This is a genomic window from Candidatus Marifrigoribacter sp. Uisw_064 (genome assembly GCF_047730175.1).
GTDB lineage: Bacteria > Bacteroidota > Bacteroidia > Flavobacteriales > Flavobacteriaceae > Marifrigoribacter.
In genome coordinates this window covers 2,784,080-2,803,483 of record NZ_CP159833.1, presented here as the reverse complement: position 1 = coordinate 2,803,483, position 19,404 = coordinate 2,784,080, and the positions used below count along the sequence as shown (strand labels likewise).

The following is a 19,404-nucleotide window of genomic DNA, read 5'->3' as shown; positions in this document are numbered from 1 at the left end:
TGGTACTAAGATAGTGAAAAGGGAATAAAAGTAAATCTGAAGTATGGGTAGAGCCTTTTGATTGGTTTGTTCGTGTGTTGCGTTGACTGGAACTTAATTAGTAACAGAAAACAAACCAGTGGAAAATCCGTAGGATTTTCAGAGAACCTAAAGAACCAGGAATATTCTATACACTTTGTTGTGTGTAGTTTGTTATTTAAAAAGCACTGAATATATTCTCCTTAGAGACGAATCTTGATGGAAAATGTCAATTATTTGCATTAGTCAATTAGTTCCCTATTCCGCTTTGTGTTTTATTGATGATATGCCTGATTATGGGCTAAGGTGTTACCACAGGCGCCACAGTTTCCAGCAGCAACAGCTCCATCTGCACATCCTTTTGCGCAGGTATAATGCCATATTCCTGCCGTATTTTTACCAGGATCTGAAGGCTGAGTATTAAATGGAGTATTATTTGGCGTACTATTAGTTTTATTATGAAAAGCCTGATTATGAGCTAGGGTATTACCACAAGTGCCACAATTTCCAGCAGCAGCAGCACCTCCGGCACAACCTTTATTACAGGTATAGTGATAGACTTCCCCATTACTTTTAGAGGCTTCTGGAGTAGTAGATTCAATTGTTTTTGGAGTTTCTTCTACTTTTTTAGGTTCCTTGGCTTTTTCATTACAGGAATACAAAGTAATTATTGAACTGAAAAATAGAATTATAAGGATTTTAGCGTATTTCATAAGTGTAATTAATTTACAATGTAAATTTAAATTTTTTTATTACTTGAATCTATATAGTGATCAAATTAAACCCAACGTGCTGTGTCTGGTTTTTGCATTGGTACTAAGATAGCAAAAAAGTGACTCCATTTGCACAGTAGTAGTAGTTTTCCATTTATACACAGACTTAGTCATAAATTATATATGTTGTTATTGGGTATGTTATTCAACGATTATAACTTTAGTAGTTAGTTTTACTGGATCAATATCTGAACTTGAAACTATATAATAACCATTGTATTTTTTGATCTTTTCAACGCCAACATATTCAGGTTGAAGGTTGATGTTGTTTTTTTTCATTCAACTTGTATACAGCATGTTATGTATATCATAAAGGTACTTTTTATCGATTACTATTTTTAATGTCATTAACCAATTTCAGAAATTAAAATCCCCACAATATTTACTTAGTAAATAGGAGTGGGGATTCAATTTTAAAATAATAGTATACTGTGGATTAGATTATTCCTCTAGTTTTAAAGTTCATTTTTTAGTTTCAGACCTACCGTTTTTTTTAAGTTTCGAATAGAATCCTATGAGTTGTAATTTATCATTTGTATAAATTAAATAACAATTCACCACTCTTTTTCCTTTAAGGTTTACAATCACTTCCCCTTTTTGATAGTCATTATCACGGTAAAAAGTGTGTAGTGTTATGGTGTTTTTAGTAGTCTTATTTTTTTTGTCTCTATAGCTTTCGGTATAAATTATAAAAGCATCCCCTTTTTCATTCACTCCAAAATCAGCAAAATCGAAGAATAAGTTTTTTCTGTCTTGGAAATTAATAGAATGCGTTTCTTTTTTAACAACGCCCATGTTTTGATCTAACAGAGAGAATTCATAAGTTAATAGCATAAAAAAACCCTCTGCAAAAGCAAAGGGTTTAAAAATTACAGTGAGCCCGACAGGATTCGAACCTGTGACCGCCTCCTTAGAAGGGAGGTGCTCTATCCAGCTGAGCTACGAGCCCTCATGTAAAAAAATAAAAAAAACCGAACAAAATATGTCCGGTTTTTTTTGTCGGGGTGGCAGGATTCGAACCTGCGACCTCCGCGTCCCAAACGCGGCGCGATAACCGGGCTACGCTACACCCCGAAAACAACAAAAGTTGTATTTCAATAATTCTGCGGAGAGGAAGGGATTCGAACCCCCGGTACCCGTAAGAGCACAACTCCTTAGCAGGGAGCCCCGATCGACCACTCCGGCACCTCTCCAATAAACAATTAATAATATATCATTTATTGCGGATGCAAATGTACCTCATCAATTGTGATATTGCAAACAAAAAACAGCCTTTTTTTAATACTTTTTACTTTTTTTTTCAAGTGGTTTATATTGAAAAGATTACAAGTCAAACTTTATTACTCATTCACCTTTTTACAGACCAACATTATCTTTTTATTTGCTTCAGAAGTAGTGAAAAACAAATAATAATCTCCTCCTGGTTTAATTTTCCATCGTTTACGGATACTTTCTACGGAATCAGGAAAATTGCGAATGCTCACATTTGCTTTTGAAAAAGTAAGTGCTTTTCGCATCTCTTTTTTAGAATAGGGGGCTACTTGTTCTATTTTAAACCTGCGCCCAGGAAACTCTATAAGCTTATTATTGGTAAATAAATGACTGTGTTGGTGCAATTTATTCACATTAAACGATGCTGAAAGCAAATGAAAAGCTCCTGATTTTAAAATAGCAGTATTAGGTTCGTATAAGAAAGCCTCTGGTGCGCTATATTTTGTAATAGCCTTATCGCCTAAATTAAAATTATACGTTTCAGCAATTTCTTTTTTTATGTTGATCGTTTTAACAACAATGGTTTGGTTGTTTTTTTTTGAAACAAGCCAAAGCAGCTCTTTTACTTCATTATTAATAGCAACCACATGAATTTCAGATACAAACTTTAATTCTTCTAAGCCTATGGAAATATCAAGCATAGGAGAAGTTTTCACTATTAACGTGTTGCATCGTTCTAAAAAATAATCTAGATTTTTTGATACGTTTGGCTCACAATCATTTAAGAAGAACACCTTTCCTTTGCTTTCGTGACGACGTGAAGGGTCAATGTAAATAAAATCATACGATGAATTTTTTATGCCCTCAATTCCATCTCCACAGATACAATTAATGTTTTTCGCTTTTAAAATTGAAAAATTATACGTGGCTATTTCTGAAAGAGATTTATTTTGTTCGTAATAATTAACCGAAGAAAGTACTTTAGAGAACTCAAAAGAATCTACTCCAAAACCGCCAGTTAGATCTGCTATACTTTTACCATTAATAATGGAAGCTTTGTAATGTGCTGTTACTTCGGATGAAGTTTGTTCTAAATTAAGTTTTGGCGGATAAAATATTTTATCAGTTTGAAACCAAGAAGGAAGTTTTTTCTCTGCTTTTCTTCGACTTTCAATTTGTTGAATAAGTTCTTTTACTGTGATATTTTGAAATGGACTTCCTGAAAACGCTAATTTTGAAACATTATCAATAGTATTTTTTATATACTCTTGAACTACAGTATTTAATATATATTTATTCAAAGTGTCACTTTAATTTATTTATTAGGCTATAAAGCGCAATTGAGGTAGCTTGTACTACATTCATGCTACTATTATTGCCATACATATTTATATAGGTTGAGGTTGGATGTAGCTTTAGTATTTCTTCTGAAACTCCGTATTGTTCATTGCCAATTATTAGCGCTATTTTATCGCCATTAGCGACATTAATTTCTTCAATAGGAATACTGTTTTCTGTTATTTCTAATGCAATAACTTTATACCCTTTTTGCTTTAAATAATCAACTACCTCTATGCAATTATTAGAAATATTATATGCAACCTTTTTATGTGTATTACGGGCTGTACGTAGTAATCGACTCGATGAAAAATTAATACTTGCATTACAGAAAAATATTTTTTCGACCCCTAAAGCATCACAAATTCTAAATAAGGAACCAATATTTGCAGGGCTTTGTACGCCATCACAAATTAAAGTAATAGGAAAGCTTTGACTTATAAATGAAGTAGTGCTATGTTTTAATTGACTTGACATTTAATTCTCAAAAGCATATTTAACAATGTTTGCGCCCATTTGTAGTGCCTTTAAACGTATCTCTTGAGGGTCATTATGTATTTCTGGATTTTCCCAACCATCTCCTAAATCACTTTCAAATGTATATAAAAGAACTAGGCGTTCACCAATAGTAATACCCAATGCTTGTGGCCTAGTATTGTTGTGCTCATGTATTTTAGGCAATCCTTCAGGAAATTTAAAATGATAGTTAAAAATAGGATGGCTAGCAGAAAGTTCTTTTAATTCAGAATTCGGAAACAATTTTTCAATCTCTTTTCGAACATATTGATCCATGCCATAATTATCATCAATATGTAAAAAACCTCCACTTATAAGATAGTTTCGTAGGTTTTTAGCTTCTTCATCTGAAAAAGATACATTTCCATGTCCTGTCATATGAACTAATGGAAAATCGAAAATATCGATACTTTCAGGTCGAACCGTTTTAGGTTTTTCTGAAAGAGTCGTATTAATATGTTCGTTGCAAAATTTAACTAAATTGGGTAGGGAGGTAGGATTACTATACCAATCACCACCACCACTGTATTGTAAAACTGCAAACTCTTGAGCATTAATGCTACATGTTACAGCAAATAAAATATATAAAAGAGTGATTTTTCGCATAGTTTTCAAAAATACAAATTCTATTGCCAGGCTTTGTATCTATTTTGGGCATATTAAAGAGTTTAATTTATATTTAACGTATAGAGACTTTTTTATTCGCTTTTATTATTTTCAATATTTTGTTCTATTCCATTTTTTGAAACACCTAATTGTATTATTTCAGAGGAATAAAGTAATGATTCCTTTGCTGTTGTGCAATTATTTTGACATTACTGTTGCAGTGTTGTTCAAAAGCAGATAAATTACGGGGGAAAGTAAAACCTTTAAACTTCATTGACAAATGCAACACTATGGCATGCGACAATAGCTGCAGTTTCAGTACGTAATCTGCTTTTGCCAAGGCTTACAGGAATAAATTGATGTAGTTTAGCATTTGCTACTTCAGAAGGAGAGAAGTCACCTTCAGGACCTATAAGAATAGTTATGGTTTCATTCGCTTTAATGCTACTTTTTAAAGATTTTTTTTCGGTTTCTTCACAATGAGCAATATACTTTTTTGAATCTATATTTTCTTGTGAAGTTATAAACTCTTTAAAAGAGATTGCTGGATGTATTATAGGTAGGTAGGCCTTTAAAGATTGTTTCATTGCACTTTGAATCTTTTTTTCAAAACGATCTAACTTTATTACTTTTCGCTCACTATGATCACAGATAATTGGAGTAATTTCAGTAATCCCAATTTCGGTTGCTTTTTCTAAAAACCATTCATAGCGGTCGTTTAATTTGGTGGGAGCAACTGCTAAATGCAATTTATAATTTAAAGGTTTCTGTTTTTTAGAAAACTCAATATTAGCAATACATTGCTTTGGATTTGTACTTATTAAAATGGCATTAAAAAATGATCCTTTTCCGTTTGTAAGATGTAACGTATCTCCTTCTTTTTTGCGTAACACTTTAATAATATGACGGCTTTCTTCTTTATCAAAGAATATTTCTTTAGATGTTTCTGTAATATGTGGATGATAAAATAGTTGCATTGCTTAAATTTTTAAACGTGGATTTGCGCTTACATTCGATTCAGCAAAAATACCTTGCTTATATTTTAATTCACCTACAATGGCTATCATTGCTGCATTATCGGTACAGTATTCAAATTTTGGAATATGTGTTTTCCAACCGTATTTAGTTTCAGCTTCTTTAAGCGCCTTCCGAATTCCACTATTGGCTGAAACTCCGCCACCAATGGCAATTTCTTTTATTCCAGTATGCTTTACTGCGTTTTTCAACTTATCCATTAAATAATCGACAATAGTAAACTGAAGGCTGGCACAGATATCTTCAATATTCTCTGAAATAAATTGAGGATTTAAGGCAACGTTTTTTTGAATAAAATATAAAAAAGAAGTTTTAAGCCCACTAAAACTAAAATCTAATGGACTTACTTTTGGCTTAGGAAACTTAAATGCTTTTGGATTTCCTTTTTGAGCGTATGTATCAATTAATGGTCCGCCAGGGTAGGGAAGACCTAGTGTTTTTGCGCTTTTATCGAATGCTTCACCAACGGCATCATCTATGGTTTGCCCAATAACTTCCATTTTAAAATAATCACTCACTGTTACAATTTGAGTATGTCCTCCACTTATAGTAAGTGCTAAAAAAGGAAAGTTTGGAGCTGTTTGTTCCTCTTCTTTAATAAAATGTGCTAAAATATGTGCTTGCATATGATTTACATCAATTAAAGGAATGTCTAATCCTATAGCCAAAGACTTTGAAAATGAGGTGCCTACTAGTAATGATCCCATTAAACCAGGTCCGCTTGTAAAAGCTATGGCATTTAACTGTTTTTTGTCGATATTTGCTTTACGAAGAGCAAGTTGTACCACAGGTACAATATTTTGTTGATGTGCACGTGAAGCTAATTCTGGAACAACACCACCATATTCCTCATGAATTTTTTGCGTTGCAACAACATTAGATAATACCTTACCGTTGTGAATTACAGCGGCGGCAGTATCATCGCAAGAAGATTCAATACCTAAGATATAATTATTTTTCTGAATCAATGTAAAAGGGCATATTTATTGGTGGTAAATTTAAAACAATAATCGGTATCAAAAAAGTTAGAAAAATAATATTCAGAATCATCGCAGCTCTTGTGATTCTTCTACTACTTTTAATTATTATTTTATCGATTCCTGCGGTACAAACTTCTATTGCAAAAAAAGTAACCACTTATTTAAATGAATCGTATGGAACAGATATCAATATAGCCCGGATAGGACTTAACTGGAAAGCTGAAGTTGATATTAGAGGGGTTTATATTGCCGATCATCATAAAGACACTTTAATCTTTGCTAAACAATTACAAACAAATATATTAAGTGTAAAGAAACTTATAGATGGTGATTTAGATTTTGGACATGTAAATCTTTCTGACGCAATATTTTACATAAAAGTATATAAAGATGAAGTAGATGATAACTTATTTGTCTTTACAGAAAAATTTGATACAGGGATTACAACTGAGGTTAAACCTTTTATATTATGTACAGAAGAAATTTCATTGAGTAATACTAAAATTAGATATATTGATGAAAATGAAGAAAAGCAAGAAGTATTTAATTTTAAGAATGTCAATATTCATGCAGAAAACTTTAGAATTGAAGGCCCCGAAATAAGAGCAAATATTCAAAGCCTTGCTTTAGATGCAAAACAGGGGTATAGAATTAAAAAATTAGCTGCTGATTTTGCATATACTCTTGATGACATTATTTTGAAAGATCTTGATTTAGTAACAGAAGGTTCAAACATTAAAGGGGAAGTCATTCTACATCACGGCATTAATGGTTTTCCAGACTTCAATAATAAAATGCCCATAAGTGCTCATTTAGAGAATTCTAACATTGCTACCAATGATTTAAATACATTTTATAATGAATTTGGAACAGACATGCAATTAATTGTTGATGGAGATTTTGAGGGTACGCTAAACGATTTTACTTTTAAAAATGCGGGTTTATCTTTTCAAGATATTTCAATAAAAGGAAATTTTAAGTTGAAAAATATAATGGAGGGTGACGAATATATTATTGAATTAAAAAATCATAATATTAGTGCGAACTATTACGATTTAAAACGCTTTTTGCCACGTGTATTAGAAGATCTGCCAAAGGAAATAAAAGATCTTGGACGATTTAACTTAAAAGGAAATACAAGAATTACAAATACAATACTAACTACAAATAGTCTTTTGAATAGTGCATTAGGTAATGCAATTACTGCTTTTGAAATGGGTAATATCAATGATTTTGATAATGCATATTATGAAGGAAATATTCAATTAAATGATTTTAAATTAAATAAGGTTGCTAAAACTGAATCATTAGGATTAGTGACAGCTGATTTAAATTTTAAAGGAAGAGGATTTACGCAAAATACTGTAAATACTTCTGTTTCTGGAACTATTGGTGAAATTGAATTTGAAGGTTATACCTATCAAGATGCAATGGTTACAGGTAATTTGAAAAATCCAATCTTTAATGGTGAATTAAGCATAGATGACCCAAATCTTATTTTAAACTTTAAGGGTTTAGTGGATGTATCTAAAGATTTAAATAAATATAATTTTGAAGCAAATGTCGAATTTGCAGAATTAAATAAATTAAATCTTATTAAGCGAGATAGCGTTTCTGTATTTGCAGGTAAAATTATAATGGATATTTATGGAACAACGGTTAACGATGCTGTTGGAACTATTAATTTTAAAGAAACATTCTACCAAAACCTTAATGAAGGCTATTATTTTGATGATTTTATAATTAGGTCTTCATTTGAAAGAAAAGTAAGAACCATCCAAATAAATTCACCAGATATGATTAATGGAAAGATTACTGGTGAATTTTTAGTAGAAGATATCCCTAACCTTTTTAGAAATGGAATAGGGAGTATTTATACTAATTATATCCCTAATGAGGTAACTAATAATCAATATATTGATTATGATTTTGAAGTGTATAATAAAATTGTAGATGTTTTTGTGCCTCAATTAAAACTTGGTGATAATACGAAAGTTAAAGGATCTGTATCTTCAGATGAATCAGAATTTAAACTAAACTTTAATTCTCCTGAACTTTTATTGTATGATAATTACATGAGTAAGGTAAAAATTAATGTGGATAATGACAATCCTTTATTTAATACATATATATCAATAGATTCAGTTTACACAGGCTTTTACAATGTAACGGATCTTAATTTCATTAATAAAACATTAAATGATACCCTGTATATACGTTCAGAATTTAAAGGAGGAAAGAAAAAAGAAGACCTCTTTAATTTATCCTTATATCATACCATTAATCCAGAAGGGAAATCAGTGGTTGGAGTTAAAAAGTCCGACATTACTTATAAAGACAATGTTTGGCATTTAAACGAAAACAACAACCATTTAAATAAGGTCGTTTTTGATGACAATTTTAAAACAATACAGATAGATTCATTGGTTTTAAGCCACCAAAATGAATTAATTCAAATTGCAGGTGTTTTAAGAGATACTACTTATAAAAACTTAAGACTTTCCTTTAGTGATGTAAATATTGGAAATATTATTCCTGAAATCGATAGCCTTACTTTAGGAGGAAATGTAAATGGGAAACTTAATTTTATTCAGAAAAGAGGATTTTATTATCCAAATTCGAATGTTGTAATCGATGGAGTAACTATTAATGATATTCTATTTGGCGATTTAAGTTTAAACATTGATGGAAATGAAGACTTAACTAAGTACAATATAAAATCAACTTTAATAAATGAAAATGTAGAATCGATTGCTATAATTGGAGAAATTGATGATTCTGGTGCTAAAACTAATGTGAATCTAGATATTGACTTAAATGAGTTTAATTTAGCAGCATTTAGTCCGCTAGGAGGTGAAAACATCACCGATATAAGGGGTTTAGTTTCCGGAGATGTAAAAGTTACAGGAGAATATAAATCACCTGCTGTATTTGGGAATTTAGCGCTAAATAAGAGCGGATTAAAAATACCTTACTTAAATACAGACTTTAATCTTCAAGACGATACTAGAATTGTAGTAACTGAAGATAATTTCGATATTTATAGCACTAATATTACAGATACCAAATACAATACAAGTGGCGTGTTTTCAGGAAATGTATCACACAATAATTTTAATGATTGGCATCTTAATTTTCATTTAGATACTGATAGAATGTTAGTGCTTGATACCCCGCCAGACGAGGATGAATTGTATTATGGAACAGCTTTTATTAGTGGAACTGCAGATATTATTGGTTACATAGATGAATTAGTAATTGATGTTGTAGCGACCACAGAAGAAGGGACTAGCTTTAAAATTCCAATTAGTGATACAGAATCTATTGGGGATGATTCTTTTATAAAATTTATTTCTCCTGAAGAAAAAGAAGCAATTTTAAGAGGGGAAACTATTGTATCGAAAGACGTTAAAGGATTGTCATTAAATTTTGAACTGGATATTAATAAAAATGCTGAAGTAGAAGTCGTAGTAGATAAAGAAAACAATTCTACCCTAAAAGGAAGAGGAGCAGGAACTTTGCTCTTAGAAATTAATACACTGGGTAAGTTTAACATGTGGGGTGATTTTATTATATATGAGGGAGTATATGATTTTAGGTATGGTGGAATAATACAAAAAGAAATAGCTGTGGAACAAGGTGGTAACATTACCTGGGATGGAAGTCCAACTAAAGCTGTATTAAATTTAAAAGCTATTTATAAAACCAATGCAAATCCTTCAGTTTTATTAGATAACCCAACAATTAATAGAAAAATACCTGTAAATGTTATAGTCGATTTAACAGGTCAAATTTTGCAGCCTAATCTAGATTTTACAATAGAGTTTCCTAGAGTGAGCTCTATTGTGAAAAGTGAATTAGATTATAAATTACAAGAAAGGCAACAACGAGAAAATCAAGCCTTATATTTAATTTCAACAGGTTCTTTTGTAGGAGAAGGAGCAGGCCAGAGTGCAATTGCAGGTACTTTAGCAGAACGAATAAATGGATTGGTTGCTGAAATATTATCAGATAATGATTCTAAATTTAAAGTACTACCTTATTATTTCCCAGGAGACAGGTCCATCAATCAAGAAACTTCAGACGAACTCGGGGTACGATTTTCAACAGTAATTAGTGAACGCATTATCATTAATGGAAAAGTTGGAGTTCCCGTAGGTGGAATCAATGAATCTGCTGTGGCAGGCGATGTTGAAGTACAATGGTTAGTAAATGAAGATGGTAGTTTACGAATTAACTTTTTTAATCGACAAGCTGATTTACAATTTATTGGTGAAGACCAAATATTTGAACAAGGAGCAGGGGTTTCTTACTCATTAGATTTTGATACAATGAAAGAATTAATCAAAAAAATATTTGGAACAGATATTGAAAAGTTAGAAGAATTAAATATTGTGCCAGATGATTCTTCTCCAGTTAATTTTAATACACCGAAAGAAAAATAAAATTAAAGGGAAGCTATCATTGAAATTTCAACATTCACAAACTTAGGTAAGTTTGCCACTTCAACAGTTTCTCTAGCTGGGGCACTTTCTTCAGAAAAATAAGTTGCATACACAGCATTTACCTCTTTAAACTTCTTCATATCTGAAATAAAAATGGAAGCTTTTAACACATTTTCAAATGTCATATTAACTTCAGAAAGTACAGCTTTTAGATTCTCCATGACCCTTTTTGTTTCAGAAGTAATATCGTCTATTTCTAAATTTCCAGTCTTAGGATTGATTGCAATTTGCCCAGAAGTATATAACATATTTCCCTTTAAAACAGCTTGATTATAAGCGCCAATAGGAGCAGGGGCATTAGGAGAGTTTATTATTTTCTTCATGTTGATAATTTTATAATCGTTTGTCTGGTTCCCGACGTTTGTCGTATTTAATATCACTAAGCACAGACGATTTTATACCAATAAAAAAGTACCAGGCAGTATTAATACTTCCAATCGGTGTCCAGTTAAAGCTAAGCCTCCAACTTTCTAAATCTCTTTGAAAACGTAATTGAGTAAGTGTAATTCCATTGTTTTTAAAGTCATATCCAGAGGAAAGACCAACACTCCATCTTGGTGTGAGTTCTATATTTGAACTAAACATAAGAGATTGTGAAGAAATTTCACTTTGCCTTGACGAATTATTATACGTCATTGTATAAGCTAAACGAATATCCCAAGGGATGGCATAATTATACCAGCCGAGATCTTCACGTTCTTCTTTATTTTCGTCATCATAAAAAGTGTTGTCATTTATACTTGTTCCATCTCCAAACAAGTCGTCCCTTCTTCCTCCATTACGCAAGGTTTCATTGTTTAAATCATCATCATCATCATCATCATCATCACCTTGAAAGTCTCTACTCGAAAAATTATAATTGATACTAATATTTGCATTTGTAAGTCTAAAAAGACTTCCTCCATTTTCAATATTAAATTTATCTATTCTTCTGTTATTATTATCAAGCGCATAAGGATCAAGTGAACCATTAAAGTTAAAATCTAATTTTTCTACAATTGGAATACTTCCTGTAAAACGAACTGGATTCCATTTTAATGAATCTCCAGATACATTATAACCTGACGAAAAATTTAAATTGTTTAATATTATTATTTTTTTAGCTTCTAGAGCAGTAGTGTCTTTATCACGAACTTTAGCTTCTATAGTATTACTTAAAGAAAAGCCTATACTACTAGAGAATGTTTTACTAGGAGCGCCATATAAAGTTCCTTGAAATCTAGAGTATTCAACTATTTCGTTATTTATTTCAGGATCTGCCGTGGGTATTTCATAAGAGTCATAATATTTGTCGAAAGCTGGATTTATATTATAACTAACAGATGGACGCACTACATGACGTAAAGCTTGTATCTTTTTATCTTCACCAAAATTGAACATTCCATAGATTGTTGTTCCTAGGCTTGTTGAAAAATTATAGGTTCTATAAGCATCAAATCCATTAATCGTGTCATTTACCTCTAGTTGAGTTTCTTCATCATAACTTTTCTCGAAAGTTTTAAACAACCAAGTTTCTTGATAAGATGTACTTGCAGATGCACTGATATAGTCTAAAATTTTAAAGTTTGTGCTAATTGGAATGGAATGTCTTAGCCCAATTTTTGCGTCTTCAAACATTTCTTTTTTGAAAAATAAAGAATCAGTAGTTTGAATTTGATTTTGTCCTGCCACACTGTATTGTAAATTAATATTTTGAATAATCCCTTTTTTCACTCCAGTTTTAGGAGCAAATGGGAAAATTCTTGACACACTTGCATTAATATTTGGAAGTGATAAATTAATTAATTGAGTATTAGTATTTTGTGAGTGAGTTGCAGCTGCAGAAAAATTTACTTGAGGTTCTCCTTCAAAAGTCTTTGCATAGGAAATAGAAGAACTTAATGTGTTTACTAATGCACTGGAGTTATTAATTTGGTTAATAGATTCCTGAAAAAAGCTACTACTCCCTAAGTTAACAGAAGCAGAAAATCTAGAGCTTGGATTTGCTTTTACATCTTGTGAATGTGTCCAACGGATATTATAAACAGAACTTTCACTAAAGTCATCAAAGCCCCGCTCACTGTTAATTAATTTTTCAAAACGCATACTTACATTCCCTGTAAACTTATATCGCAAATTATAGGAAGACTCACCTCGCAGTGCATAACTACCATTGGTATAATAATCACCTAGTAAAGCAAAATCTACATAATCACTCAATGCAAAATAATAACCTCCATTTTGAAAGAAAAACCCACGATTATTATTGTCACCAAAACTTGGTATTATAAAACCAGAAGTTCGATCTTCAGAAAGTGGAAAATAAGCAAATGGCATTCCAATAGGAGTTGGAACATCTGCAATATACATATTGGTAAATCCTGTTACTATTTTCTTTTTAGGTACAAACTTAGCTCTTCGAGTATAAAAGTAATATTCAGGGTCATCTAGGTTTTCAGAAGTTGTGAATTTCACATTCTTTAAGAATATAACTGAATCATTTACTTTTTTAGTTACTTCAGCAATAACGTTAAAGCCATTTTGTTCGGTTCTAGAATTATAAATTAACGCTTTTTCAGAATCAAAATTAAATCGAATAGAGTCTGGTTCTACGGTATTGTTGGTTTGAACAAACACAGGACGTTGAGAATAAACATCTGCACTATCTATACCTTTGGCATAAATCTCATTCTTATTATAGTCTAAAATAATTAATCCTGCATCAATTCGCATATCACCATAAATGATGTATGCTTCATTATACATATATATTTTTTGTTCTTCTCGATTGATAAACACATAATCTTTACCGTAATAATCTACTACATCGGTTAATGTTTCTTGCTTAGGTTTAACACTGTCGGTTTTAACAGAGTCAATAACAGCTTCATTTACCTCAGAAATGATAGGCTCTATAGAAACGGTTAAAGTGTCTGATTTCTCAGTGCTTGGGATATCAACTTCATTTTTAGGAGGTAGATCTTGAGATTGCATTGCAGTACTACCTAAAAGTAGAAATAAGAAAATCACCAATAAATATTGCCTATGTGTTTGCAATGCTACGATACTATTATTTTGTAAATTTGGCTTAGTTATTGAAAGATCAAAATTAAGCATATTTTTTTGTGCTACGTCTATTATAACATATTTTTAATAATACTATTATTTTGTTGACGTTATCCATTAAAGGTGAATTACATATATGAAATGCCTATTTTATAATTATAAATCATATGAAGATGTGTATCAAGGCATTTCATCTTCTTTTATAACAAATATTTTATACGGATGAAATCAAAATTTATTTTTCAGCTATTCCTATTTATTGTAGTTGCTTTGTCCAATTCATTAGTTTCAGAGGTATACTCCCAAAAAAAATTCGTAGTCGTTCTTGATGCTGGTCACGGCGGAAAAGACCCTGGAAATAGAGGAAATGGCTATAAAGAAGCAGATATAGCGTTAAAAATTATATTAAAAATAGGAGTTGAATTAGAAAAAGATCAAAACATAAAAGTAATTTATACGCGTAAAAAAAATGTTTTTGTCGAATTAAGAGAAAGAGCAGCAATTGCGAATAGGGCAGATGCAAATCTATTTGTTTCTGTGCATTGTGATGCTTTTACAAACAATGCATATGGCGCAGGGACCTTTGTTTTAGGGCTGCATAAATCGAAAGCAAATTTTGAAATAGCCAAAAAAGAAAATGAAGTAATCTTCTTAGAGGACAATTATAAAGAAACATATGCGGGTTTTGACCCTAGTGCTCCTGAGTCCTTAATAGGAATGACCTTAATGCAAGAAGAATACTTAGATCAGAGCATTTTATTAGCGACTTTGGTTCAAAACAACTTTACAAATACCTTAAAAAGAAAGAATAGAAGTGTTAAACAAGCTGGTTTTTGGGTTTTACATAATACCTATATGCCTAGTGTACTAATAGAAACAGGTTTCTTAACCAACAAAAAGGAGGGAGCTTATTTAAACTCTAAAAAAGGGCAAACAGATATGGCAAAAGAAATTGCAAAGGCGATTCTTTCCTATAGATCTAGTTTATCTTTGGCAACAGAGAATTCAAAAAACCCTGTTATAGAAGAAAATGAAATTGTTGAAGCGATTGAAAATGGAGAAGAAAAAATTTATGAAGGAATAACGTTTAAAGTTCAATTAGCTGCCAGTAGTAAAGACTTAGAATTGAAACCATTTAACTTTAAAGGCTTAAAAGAATTAAGCAGAAATAAAGAAGGGGGCTTATTTAAATACTATTACGGAGACACTTCAGATTATAATAAAATACAATTAATGAAAACATTTGCAAGAGAAAAAGGATATTCTACTTGTTATATAGTAGCATTTAAGGAAAATAAAAAAATAAAACTTACTGAAGTTTTGCAAACTGAAGACTAATAAAAAATCAAATTCATAAAACTTATTTAAAGTATCGGTAGTACCATATTTATTTTTAAATTTGTTTGTAATCAAAACTTTATCATTTGAAACTTTCAAGAGAAGTAAAAACAGGAATATTTGCAGTAGTATCAATACTGCTTTTCATTTTTGGATATAATTTTTTAAAAGGTTCTAACTTATTTAGCGATAGCAGAACCTTTCATGTCACCTATACAAATGTAGAAGGCTTAACATCATCAGCTCCAGTAACAATCAACGGATTAATTGTTGGAAAAATACAAGGCATCAAATTTGTAGATGAAAAAGGAGACATATTAGTGACTTTTTCAGTCGATTCAGACTTTAAATTTTCTAAAAATAGTATAGCACGTATTTATAGTAGTAGCCTAATAGGAGGGAAATCTATTGCGATTATACCAGATTATTCTTCAAAAAATTATGCAGAATCTAATGATTATCTAAAAGGTGAAATCGAATTAGGGATGTTAGAGTCTGTTACGGGAGGTCTAAAACCCTTAGAAGAAAAAGTAATGAAGGCTTTATCTGGAATGGATACCTTATTAACTAATTTAAATTCAATTTTAGACGACACTGCAAAAGAAAATTTAAAAGGAGCCATCGCAAACTTAAACCAAACCATGTATTCTTTTAAAGGAGCAAGTGCTAATCTTAATTCAATATTAGCAACAAATAAAGATAAATTGAATGCTACCTTTTCTAATTTAGAAGTTACTTCTGAAAATTTTGCTTTGTTTTCTGATTCATTAGCGAAAATTAAGACAGGTAAAATGATTAATGAGTTAGAAGGAGTTCTTAGTGGATTTAATTCTATTGTAACTAAAATTGAAGCTGGAGAAGGAAGTATTGGAAAGCTTTTAAAAGACGATCAATTGTATAATAATCTTGAAGGAGCTTCAAAAGAATTAGAACTTTTACTTGAAGACATGAAACAGAATCCGAAACGATATGTTCATTTCTCTCTTTTCGGAAAAAAACCTTCTAAATATCAAGAAACACCAGATACTAATAATTAAACATGCAATACCTACCTAATATTATCTTTTTATTAGCTTTAATAGCTGGCCTTGGTTTTTTCATTAAAAATAGCAGGAAGATAATTCGTAATATAAATTTAGGACATAAAGTAGATGCTTCAGACCATAAAAAGGAACGTTGGTCGAATGTCTTCAGAATAGCCTTAGGACAATCTAAAATGGTAGTACGTCCAGTTGCTGGATTATTACACATAGTAGTTTATGTTGGTTTTATAATTATCAATATCGAAGTATTAGAGATCATTATTGATGGTATATTTGGCACCCATAGAATTTTTGCAGGATTAGGTGTTTTTTATGATATTTTAATTGCTTCTTTTGAAATATTAGCTCTTTTAGTACTTATAAGTGTGCTCATTTTCTGGACTCGAAGAAATATTAAAAGAATCAAACGTTTTTGGAACCCTGAGATGAAAGGTTGGCCAAAAAATGATGCAAATATTATTCTTTATTTCGAAATAGTTTTAATGTCACTATTTCTAATAATGAATGCTACAGACCAACAATTACAACTATTAGAAGCTGCACATTATACCAAAGCAGGATTATTTCCGGTGAGTAGTTTCCTATTACCTTTAATTGATGGCTTATCTGAAAGCACTTTAATTATTATAGAAAGAGGAGCTTGGTGGATTCATATTTTAGGAATATTAATATTTTTAAATTACTTATATTTTTCAAAACACTTGCATATTCTTCTAGCATTTCCAAATGTTTATTATGGAAAAATAGCTCCCAAAGGGCAGTTTAAAAATTTAGAATCAGTAACAAAAGAAGTTAAAATGATGATGGATCCTACTATAGATCCATTTGCTGCACTACCCGAAGGGGAAGAAGCTCCAGCTAAATTTGGGGCAAGCGATGTTACAGATTTAAGTAGAGTTCAACTATTAAATGCGTATACCTGTACTGAATGTGGACGATGCACGAGTGTATGTCCTGCAAGTCAAACAGGTAAAAAGTTATCTCCTCGTAAGATTATGATGGATACTCGTGACCGTGTTGAAGAAATTGGAAAGAACATTGATAAAAATGGGGAGTTTAAATTAGATGATAATCAGTTACTTGACAATTATATAACTAGAGAAGAACTTTGGGCTTGTACTACTTGTAATGCTTGTGTTGATGCCTGTCCTGTGAGTATAGATCCATTGTCTATCATCATGGATATGAGACAATATCTAGTTATGGAACAATCTGCTGCACCAAGCGAATTAAATTCTTCTATGACAAATATTGAAAACAATGGGGCTCCTTGGCCATACAATCAAATGGATCGATTGAACTGGAAAAATGAATAAAATTACTGCCTTCGCAGAAAAATGATATGAAAAAAGAAGATATAGAAAACTTATTAAGCATTAAAGAAGAAGGAGGAGAAAAAATAAGTCCTGGCCTTCCAGAAGATATTAAAAACTATCTAGTCGATATAGATGGTACTGTTGGGGATGATATTCCCAATGAAGAACCTGAGCGTATGCTAACAGCTGCGGTATATCCAGATGCTTTAAAGACAGTAAATAAATGGTACGATCAAGGACATGTTATTTGTTTTTTTACTTCTAGAACTGAAGAACATAGAGGGTATACTGAGATTTGGTTGAAAAAACACGGTTTTAAATATCATTCCCTTTTAATGGGGAAACCAAGAGGAGGTAACTATCATTGGATTGATAATCATATTGTAAAAGCAACTCAATACAAAGGAAATTTTACAGAATTAGTTGTAAAAGAAGTGACCATTGAAGTTTTTAAAGATTAAGAATGAAAAATAGAATTTTCTTTATCTTACTCTGTTTTAGCTCACTTTTAAATGCGCAGTCAATTGTTGGGGAATGGGTGACATACCATGATAAAACAAAAAGTAAAAAGTCCGTAATCGAAATTTATAAGGTAGGAGATGAATACTTCGGAAAAATTATAACATTATTTGAAGACCCATTAGATTCAATTTGTGAAAAATGTAAGGGTAAAAATAAAGACATGCCAGTTATTGGGATGGAATTTATTGAAAATTTAAAGAAAGATGGAGAGGAATTTAATGATGGAACTATTTTGGATCCTAAAGATGGAAAAAAATATAAATGTTATCTAAAATTATTAAACAAGAATAAATTAAAGGTAAGAGGGTTTGTAGGTTTTTCTATAATAGGAAGAACTCAATATTGGCTTAGAAACATATAAATAATGAGTGAAACATTAAGAGTGCCAACCATGGCAGAATTTACGGCTCAAGGAAAACAACCTGAAGTGTTGTTTTGGGTTGGATGTGCTGGAAGTTTTGATGATAGAGCAAAAAAAATTACAAAAGCATTTGTTAAACTTTTAAACAACGCTAATGTTGATTTTGCTGTATTAGGAGCAGAAGAAAGTTGTACAGGTGATCCTGCAAAAAGAGCGGGTAATGAGTTTTTGTTTCAAATGCAAGCAATGACAAATATTGAAGTGCTTAATGCCTATGAGGTGAAAAAAATAGTAACTGCATGCCCTCATTGTTTTAACACTATAAAAAATGAATATCCAGAATTAGGAGGAAACTACGAAGTAATGCATCATACTCAATTTCTACAAGATCTTCTAACAGAAGGAAGAATTAAAGTAGAAGGAGGAAAATACAAAGGAAAACGTATTACATTTCATGATCCATGTTACCTAGGAAGAGCGAATAATGAATATGAAGCTCCTAGAAACTTATTAAGAAAACTCGAAGTTGAACTTGTTGAAATGAAACGTTGCAAATCTAAAGGGCTTTGTTGTGGAGCAGGAGGAGCACAAATGTTTAAAGAACCCGAAGCTGGAAATAAAGATATTAATGTGGAAAGAACAGAAGATGTAATTGAAACAAAAGTTTCAATTGTAGCAGCAGGTTGTCCATTTTGTAATACGATGTTAACAGATGGTGTTAAATCTAAAAACAAAGAAGAAAGTATTGAAGTACTAGATATTGCAGAAATGATTGCTAATGCTGAAGATTTATAAA

17 protein-coding genes and 3 tRNA genes are annotated in these 19,404 nt (G+C 31.2%); 7 read left to right on the top strand and 13 right to left on the bottom strand.

Features of this window, described 5'->3' with window-relative positions; translation table 11 throughout:
* Window positions 1-293 precede the first annotated feature (293 nt).
* The 11 genes from ABXT64_RS12610 to tsaD form a co-directional block, all read right to left on the bottom strand.
* The gene (locus ABXT64_RS12610; protein ID WP_443633290.1) at window positions 294-731 is read right to left on the bottom strand and encodes a hypothetical protein; all 438 of its coding nucleotides are present in this window, start codon (window positions 729-731) and stop codon (window positions 294-296) included.
* 201 nt (window positions 732-932) lie between these two features.
* On the bottom strand, window positions 933-1,070 hold the full coding sequence (locus ABXT64_RS12605; RefSeq protein WP_443633289.1) for a hypothetical protein: 138 nt from the start codon (window positions 1,068-1,070) through the stop codon (window positions 933-935).
* A gap of 183 nt (window positions 1,071-1,253) precedes the next feature.
* Window positions 1,254-1,625, bottom strand: coding sequence for a hypothetical protein (locus ABXT64_RS12600; RefSeq protein WP_443633288.1), 372 nt, complete (start codon window positions 1,623-1,625; stop codon window positions 1,254-1,256).
* Window positions 1,626-1,666: 41 nt separating this feature from the next.
* Window positions 1,667-1,740, bottom strand: a tRNA-Arg gene (locus tag ABXT64_RS12595).
* A gap of 50 nt (window positions 1,741-1,790) precedes the next feature.
* Window positions 1,791-1,865 (bottom strand) — tRNA-Pro (locus ABXT64_RS12590).
* Window positions 1,866-1,897: 32 nt separating this feature from the next.
* A tRNA-Ser gene (locus tag ABXT64_RS12585) sits at window positions 1,898-1,984 on the bottom strand.
* 147 nt (window positions 1,985-2,131) lie between these two features.
* The gene (locus tag ABXT64_RS12580) at window positions 2,132-3,304 is read right to left on the bottom strand and encodes a THUMP-like domain-containing protein (protein ID WP_443633287.1); all 1,173 of its coding nucleotides are present in this window, start codon (window positions 3,302-3,304) and stop codon (window positions 2,132-2,134) included.
* Window positions 3,305-3,308: 4 nt separating this feature from the next.
* Window positions 3,309-3,818 (bottom strand): TrmH family RNA methyltransferase, encoded by a 510-nt coding sequence (locus ABXT64_RS12575; protein ID WP_443633286.1) that lies wholly within the window; start codon window positions 3,816-3,818, stop codon window positions 3,309-3,311.
* Window positions 3,819-4,463, bottom strand: coding sequence for a DUF4159 domain-containing protein (locus tag ABXT64_RS12570; protein WP_443633285.1), 645 nt, complete (start codon window positions 4,461-4,463; stop codon window positions 3,819-3,821). It abuts the gene before it with no gap.
* Window positions 4,464-4,726: 263 nt separating this feature from the next.
* Window positions 4,727-5,440: a 16S rRNA (uracil(1498)-N(3))-methyltransferase gene (locus ABXT64_RS12565; protein ID WP_443633284.1), complete on the bottom strand. Its 714-nt coding sequence runs from the start codon at window positions 5,438-5,440 to the stop codon at window positions 4,727-4,729.
* Window positions 5,441-5,443: 3 nt separating this feature from the next.
* Window positions 5,444-6,466, bottom strand: a complete 1,023-nt coding sequence (tsaD, locus tag ABXT64_RS12560; protein ID WP_443633283.1) for a tRNA (adenosine(37)-N6)-threonylcarbamoyltransferase complex transferase subunit TsaD — start codon at window positions 6,464-6,466, stop codon at window positions 5,444-5,446.
* A gap of 92 nt (window positions 6,467-6,558) precedes the next feature.
* On the opposite strand from tsaD, the gene ABXT64_RS12555 reads away from it, so the two are divergent.
* Window positions 6,559-10,923 carry a translocation/assembly module TamB domain-containing protein gene (locus ABXT64_RS12555; RefSeq protein WP_443633282.1) on the top strand — a complete coding sequence of 1,455 codons (4,365 nt, stop codon included), beginning with the start codon at window positions 6,559-6,561 and terminating at the stop codon, window positions 10,921-10,923.
* Window positions 10,924-10,925: 2 nt separating this feature from the next.
* Here the strand turns inward: ABXT64_RS12555 and ABXT64_RS12550 are convergent, their stop codons facing one another.
* Entirely contained in the window at window positions 10,926-11,306 is a 381-nt protein-coding gene (locus ABXT64_RS12550; RefSeq protein ID WP_443633281.1) for a Rid family detoxifying hydrolase, read from the bottom strand.
* Window positions 11,307-11,316: 10 nt separating this feature from the next.
* Complete coding sequence (locus ABXT64_RS12545) at window positions 11,317-14,079, bottom strand: putative LPS assembly protein LptD (RefSeq protein WP_443633280.1); 2,763 nt, start codon at window positions 14,077-14,079, stop codon at window positions 11,317-11,319.
* A gap of 171 nt (window positions 14,080-14,250) precedes the next feature.
* On the opposite strand from ABXT64_RS12545, the gene ABXT64_RS12540 reads away from it, so the two are divergent.
* The 6 genes from ABXT64_RS12540 (at window position 14,251) to ABXT64_RS12515 (ending at window position 19,403) form a co-directional block, all read left to right on the top strand.
* Window positions 14,251-15,366 (top strand): N-acetylmuramoyl-L-alanine amidase family protein, encoded by a 1,116-nt coding sequence (locus tag ABXT64_RS12540; protein WP_443633279.1) that lies wholly within the window; start codon window positions 14,251-14,253, stop codon window positions 15,364-15,366.
* A gap of 86 nt (window positions 15,367-15,452) precedes the next feature.
* Complete coding sequence (locus ABXT64_RS12535) at window positions 15,453-16,403, top strand: MlaD family protein (protein ID WP_443633278.1); 951 nt, start codon at window positions 15,453-15,455, stop codon at window positions 16,401-16,403.
* Window positions 16,404-16,405: 2 nt separating this feature from the next.
* Window positions 16,406-17,725 (top strand): 4Fe-4S dicluster domain-containing protein, encoded by a 1,320-nt coding sequence (locus ABXT64_RS12530; RefSeq protein ID WP_443633277.1) that lies wholly within the window; start codon window positions 16,406-16,408, stop codon window positions 17,723-17,725.
* A 26-nt stretch (window positions 17,726-17,751) separates the two neighbouring features.
* Window positions 17,752-18,186: an LNS2 domain-containing protein gene (locus tag ABXT64_RS12525; protein WP_443633276.1), complete on the top strand. Its 435-nt coding sequence runs from the start codon at window positions 17,752-17,754 to the stop codon at window positions 18,184-18,186.
* A gap of 2 nt (window positions 18,187-18,188) precedes the next feature.
* Window positions 18,189-18,608, top strand: coding sequence for a DUF2147 domain-containing protein (locus ABXT64_RS12520; protein ID WP_443633275.1), 420 nt, complete (start codon window positions 18,189-18,191; stop codon window positions 18,606-18,608).
* A gap of 3 nt (window positions 18,609-18,611) precedes the next feature.
* Window positions 18,612-19,403, top strand: a complete 792-nt coding sequence (locus tag ABXT64_RS12515) for a (Fe-S)-binding protein (RefSeq protein WP_443633274.1) — start codon at window positions 18,612-18,614, stop codon at window positions 19,401-19,403.
* The last annotated feature ends 1 nt before the right edge of the window (window position 19,404 follow it).

Coding starts and splice junctions, on each gene's coding strand:
- ABXT64_RS12530 (WP_443633277.1), top strand. CDS start 16,406: ATGCAATACCTACCTAATATTATCTTTTTATTAGCTTTAATAGCTGGC.
- ABXT64_RS12565 (WP_443633284.1), bottom strand. CDS start 5,440: ATGCAACTATTTTATCATCCACATATTACAGAAACATCTAAAGAAATA.
- ABXT64_RS12570 (WP_443633285.1), bottom strand. CDS start 4,463: ATGCGAAAAATCACTCTTTTATATATTTTATTTGCTGTAACATGTAGC.
- ABXT64_RS12600 (WP_443633288.1), bottom strand. CDS start 1,625: ATGCTATTAACTTATGAATTCTCTCTGTTAGATCAAAACATGGGCGTT.
- ABXT64_RS12605 (WP_443633289.1), bottom strand. CDS start 1,070: ATGAAAAAAAACAACATCAACCTTCAACCTGAATATGTTGGCGTTGAA.
- ABXT64_RS12520 (WP_443633275.1), top strand. CDS start 18,189: ATGAAAAATAGAATTTTCTTTATCTTACTCTGTTTTAGCTCACTTTTA.
- ABXT64_RS12575 (WP_443633286.1), bottom strand. CDS start 3,818: ATGTCAAGTCAATTAAAACATAGCACTACTTCATTTATAAGTCAAAGC.
- ABXT64_RS12540 (WP_443633279.1), top strand. CDS start 14,251: ATGAAATCAAAATTTATTTTTCAGCTATTCCTATTTATTGTAGTTGCT.
- ABXT64_RS12545 (WP_443633280.1), bottom strand. CDS start 14,079: ATGCTTAATTTTGATCTTTCAATAACTAAGCCAAATTTACAAAATAAT.
- ABXT64_RS12550 (WP_443633281.1), bottom strand. CDS start 11,306: ATGAAGAAAATAATAAACTCTCCTAATGCCCCTGCTCCTATTGGCGCT.
- ABXT64_RS12525 (WP_443633276.1), top strand. CDS start 17,752: ATGAAAAAAGAAGATATAGAAAACTTATTAAGCATTAAAGAAGAAGGA.
- ABXT64_RS12610 (WP_443633290.1), bottom strand. CDS start 731: ATGAAATACGCTAAAATCCTTATAATTCTATTTTTCAGTTCAATAATT.
- ABXT64_RS12515 (WP_443633274.1), top strand. CDS start 18,612: ATGAGTGAAACATTAAGAGTGCCAACCATGGCAGAATTTACGGCTCAA.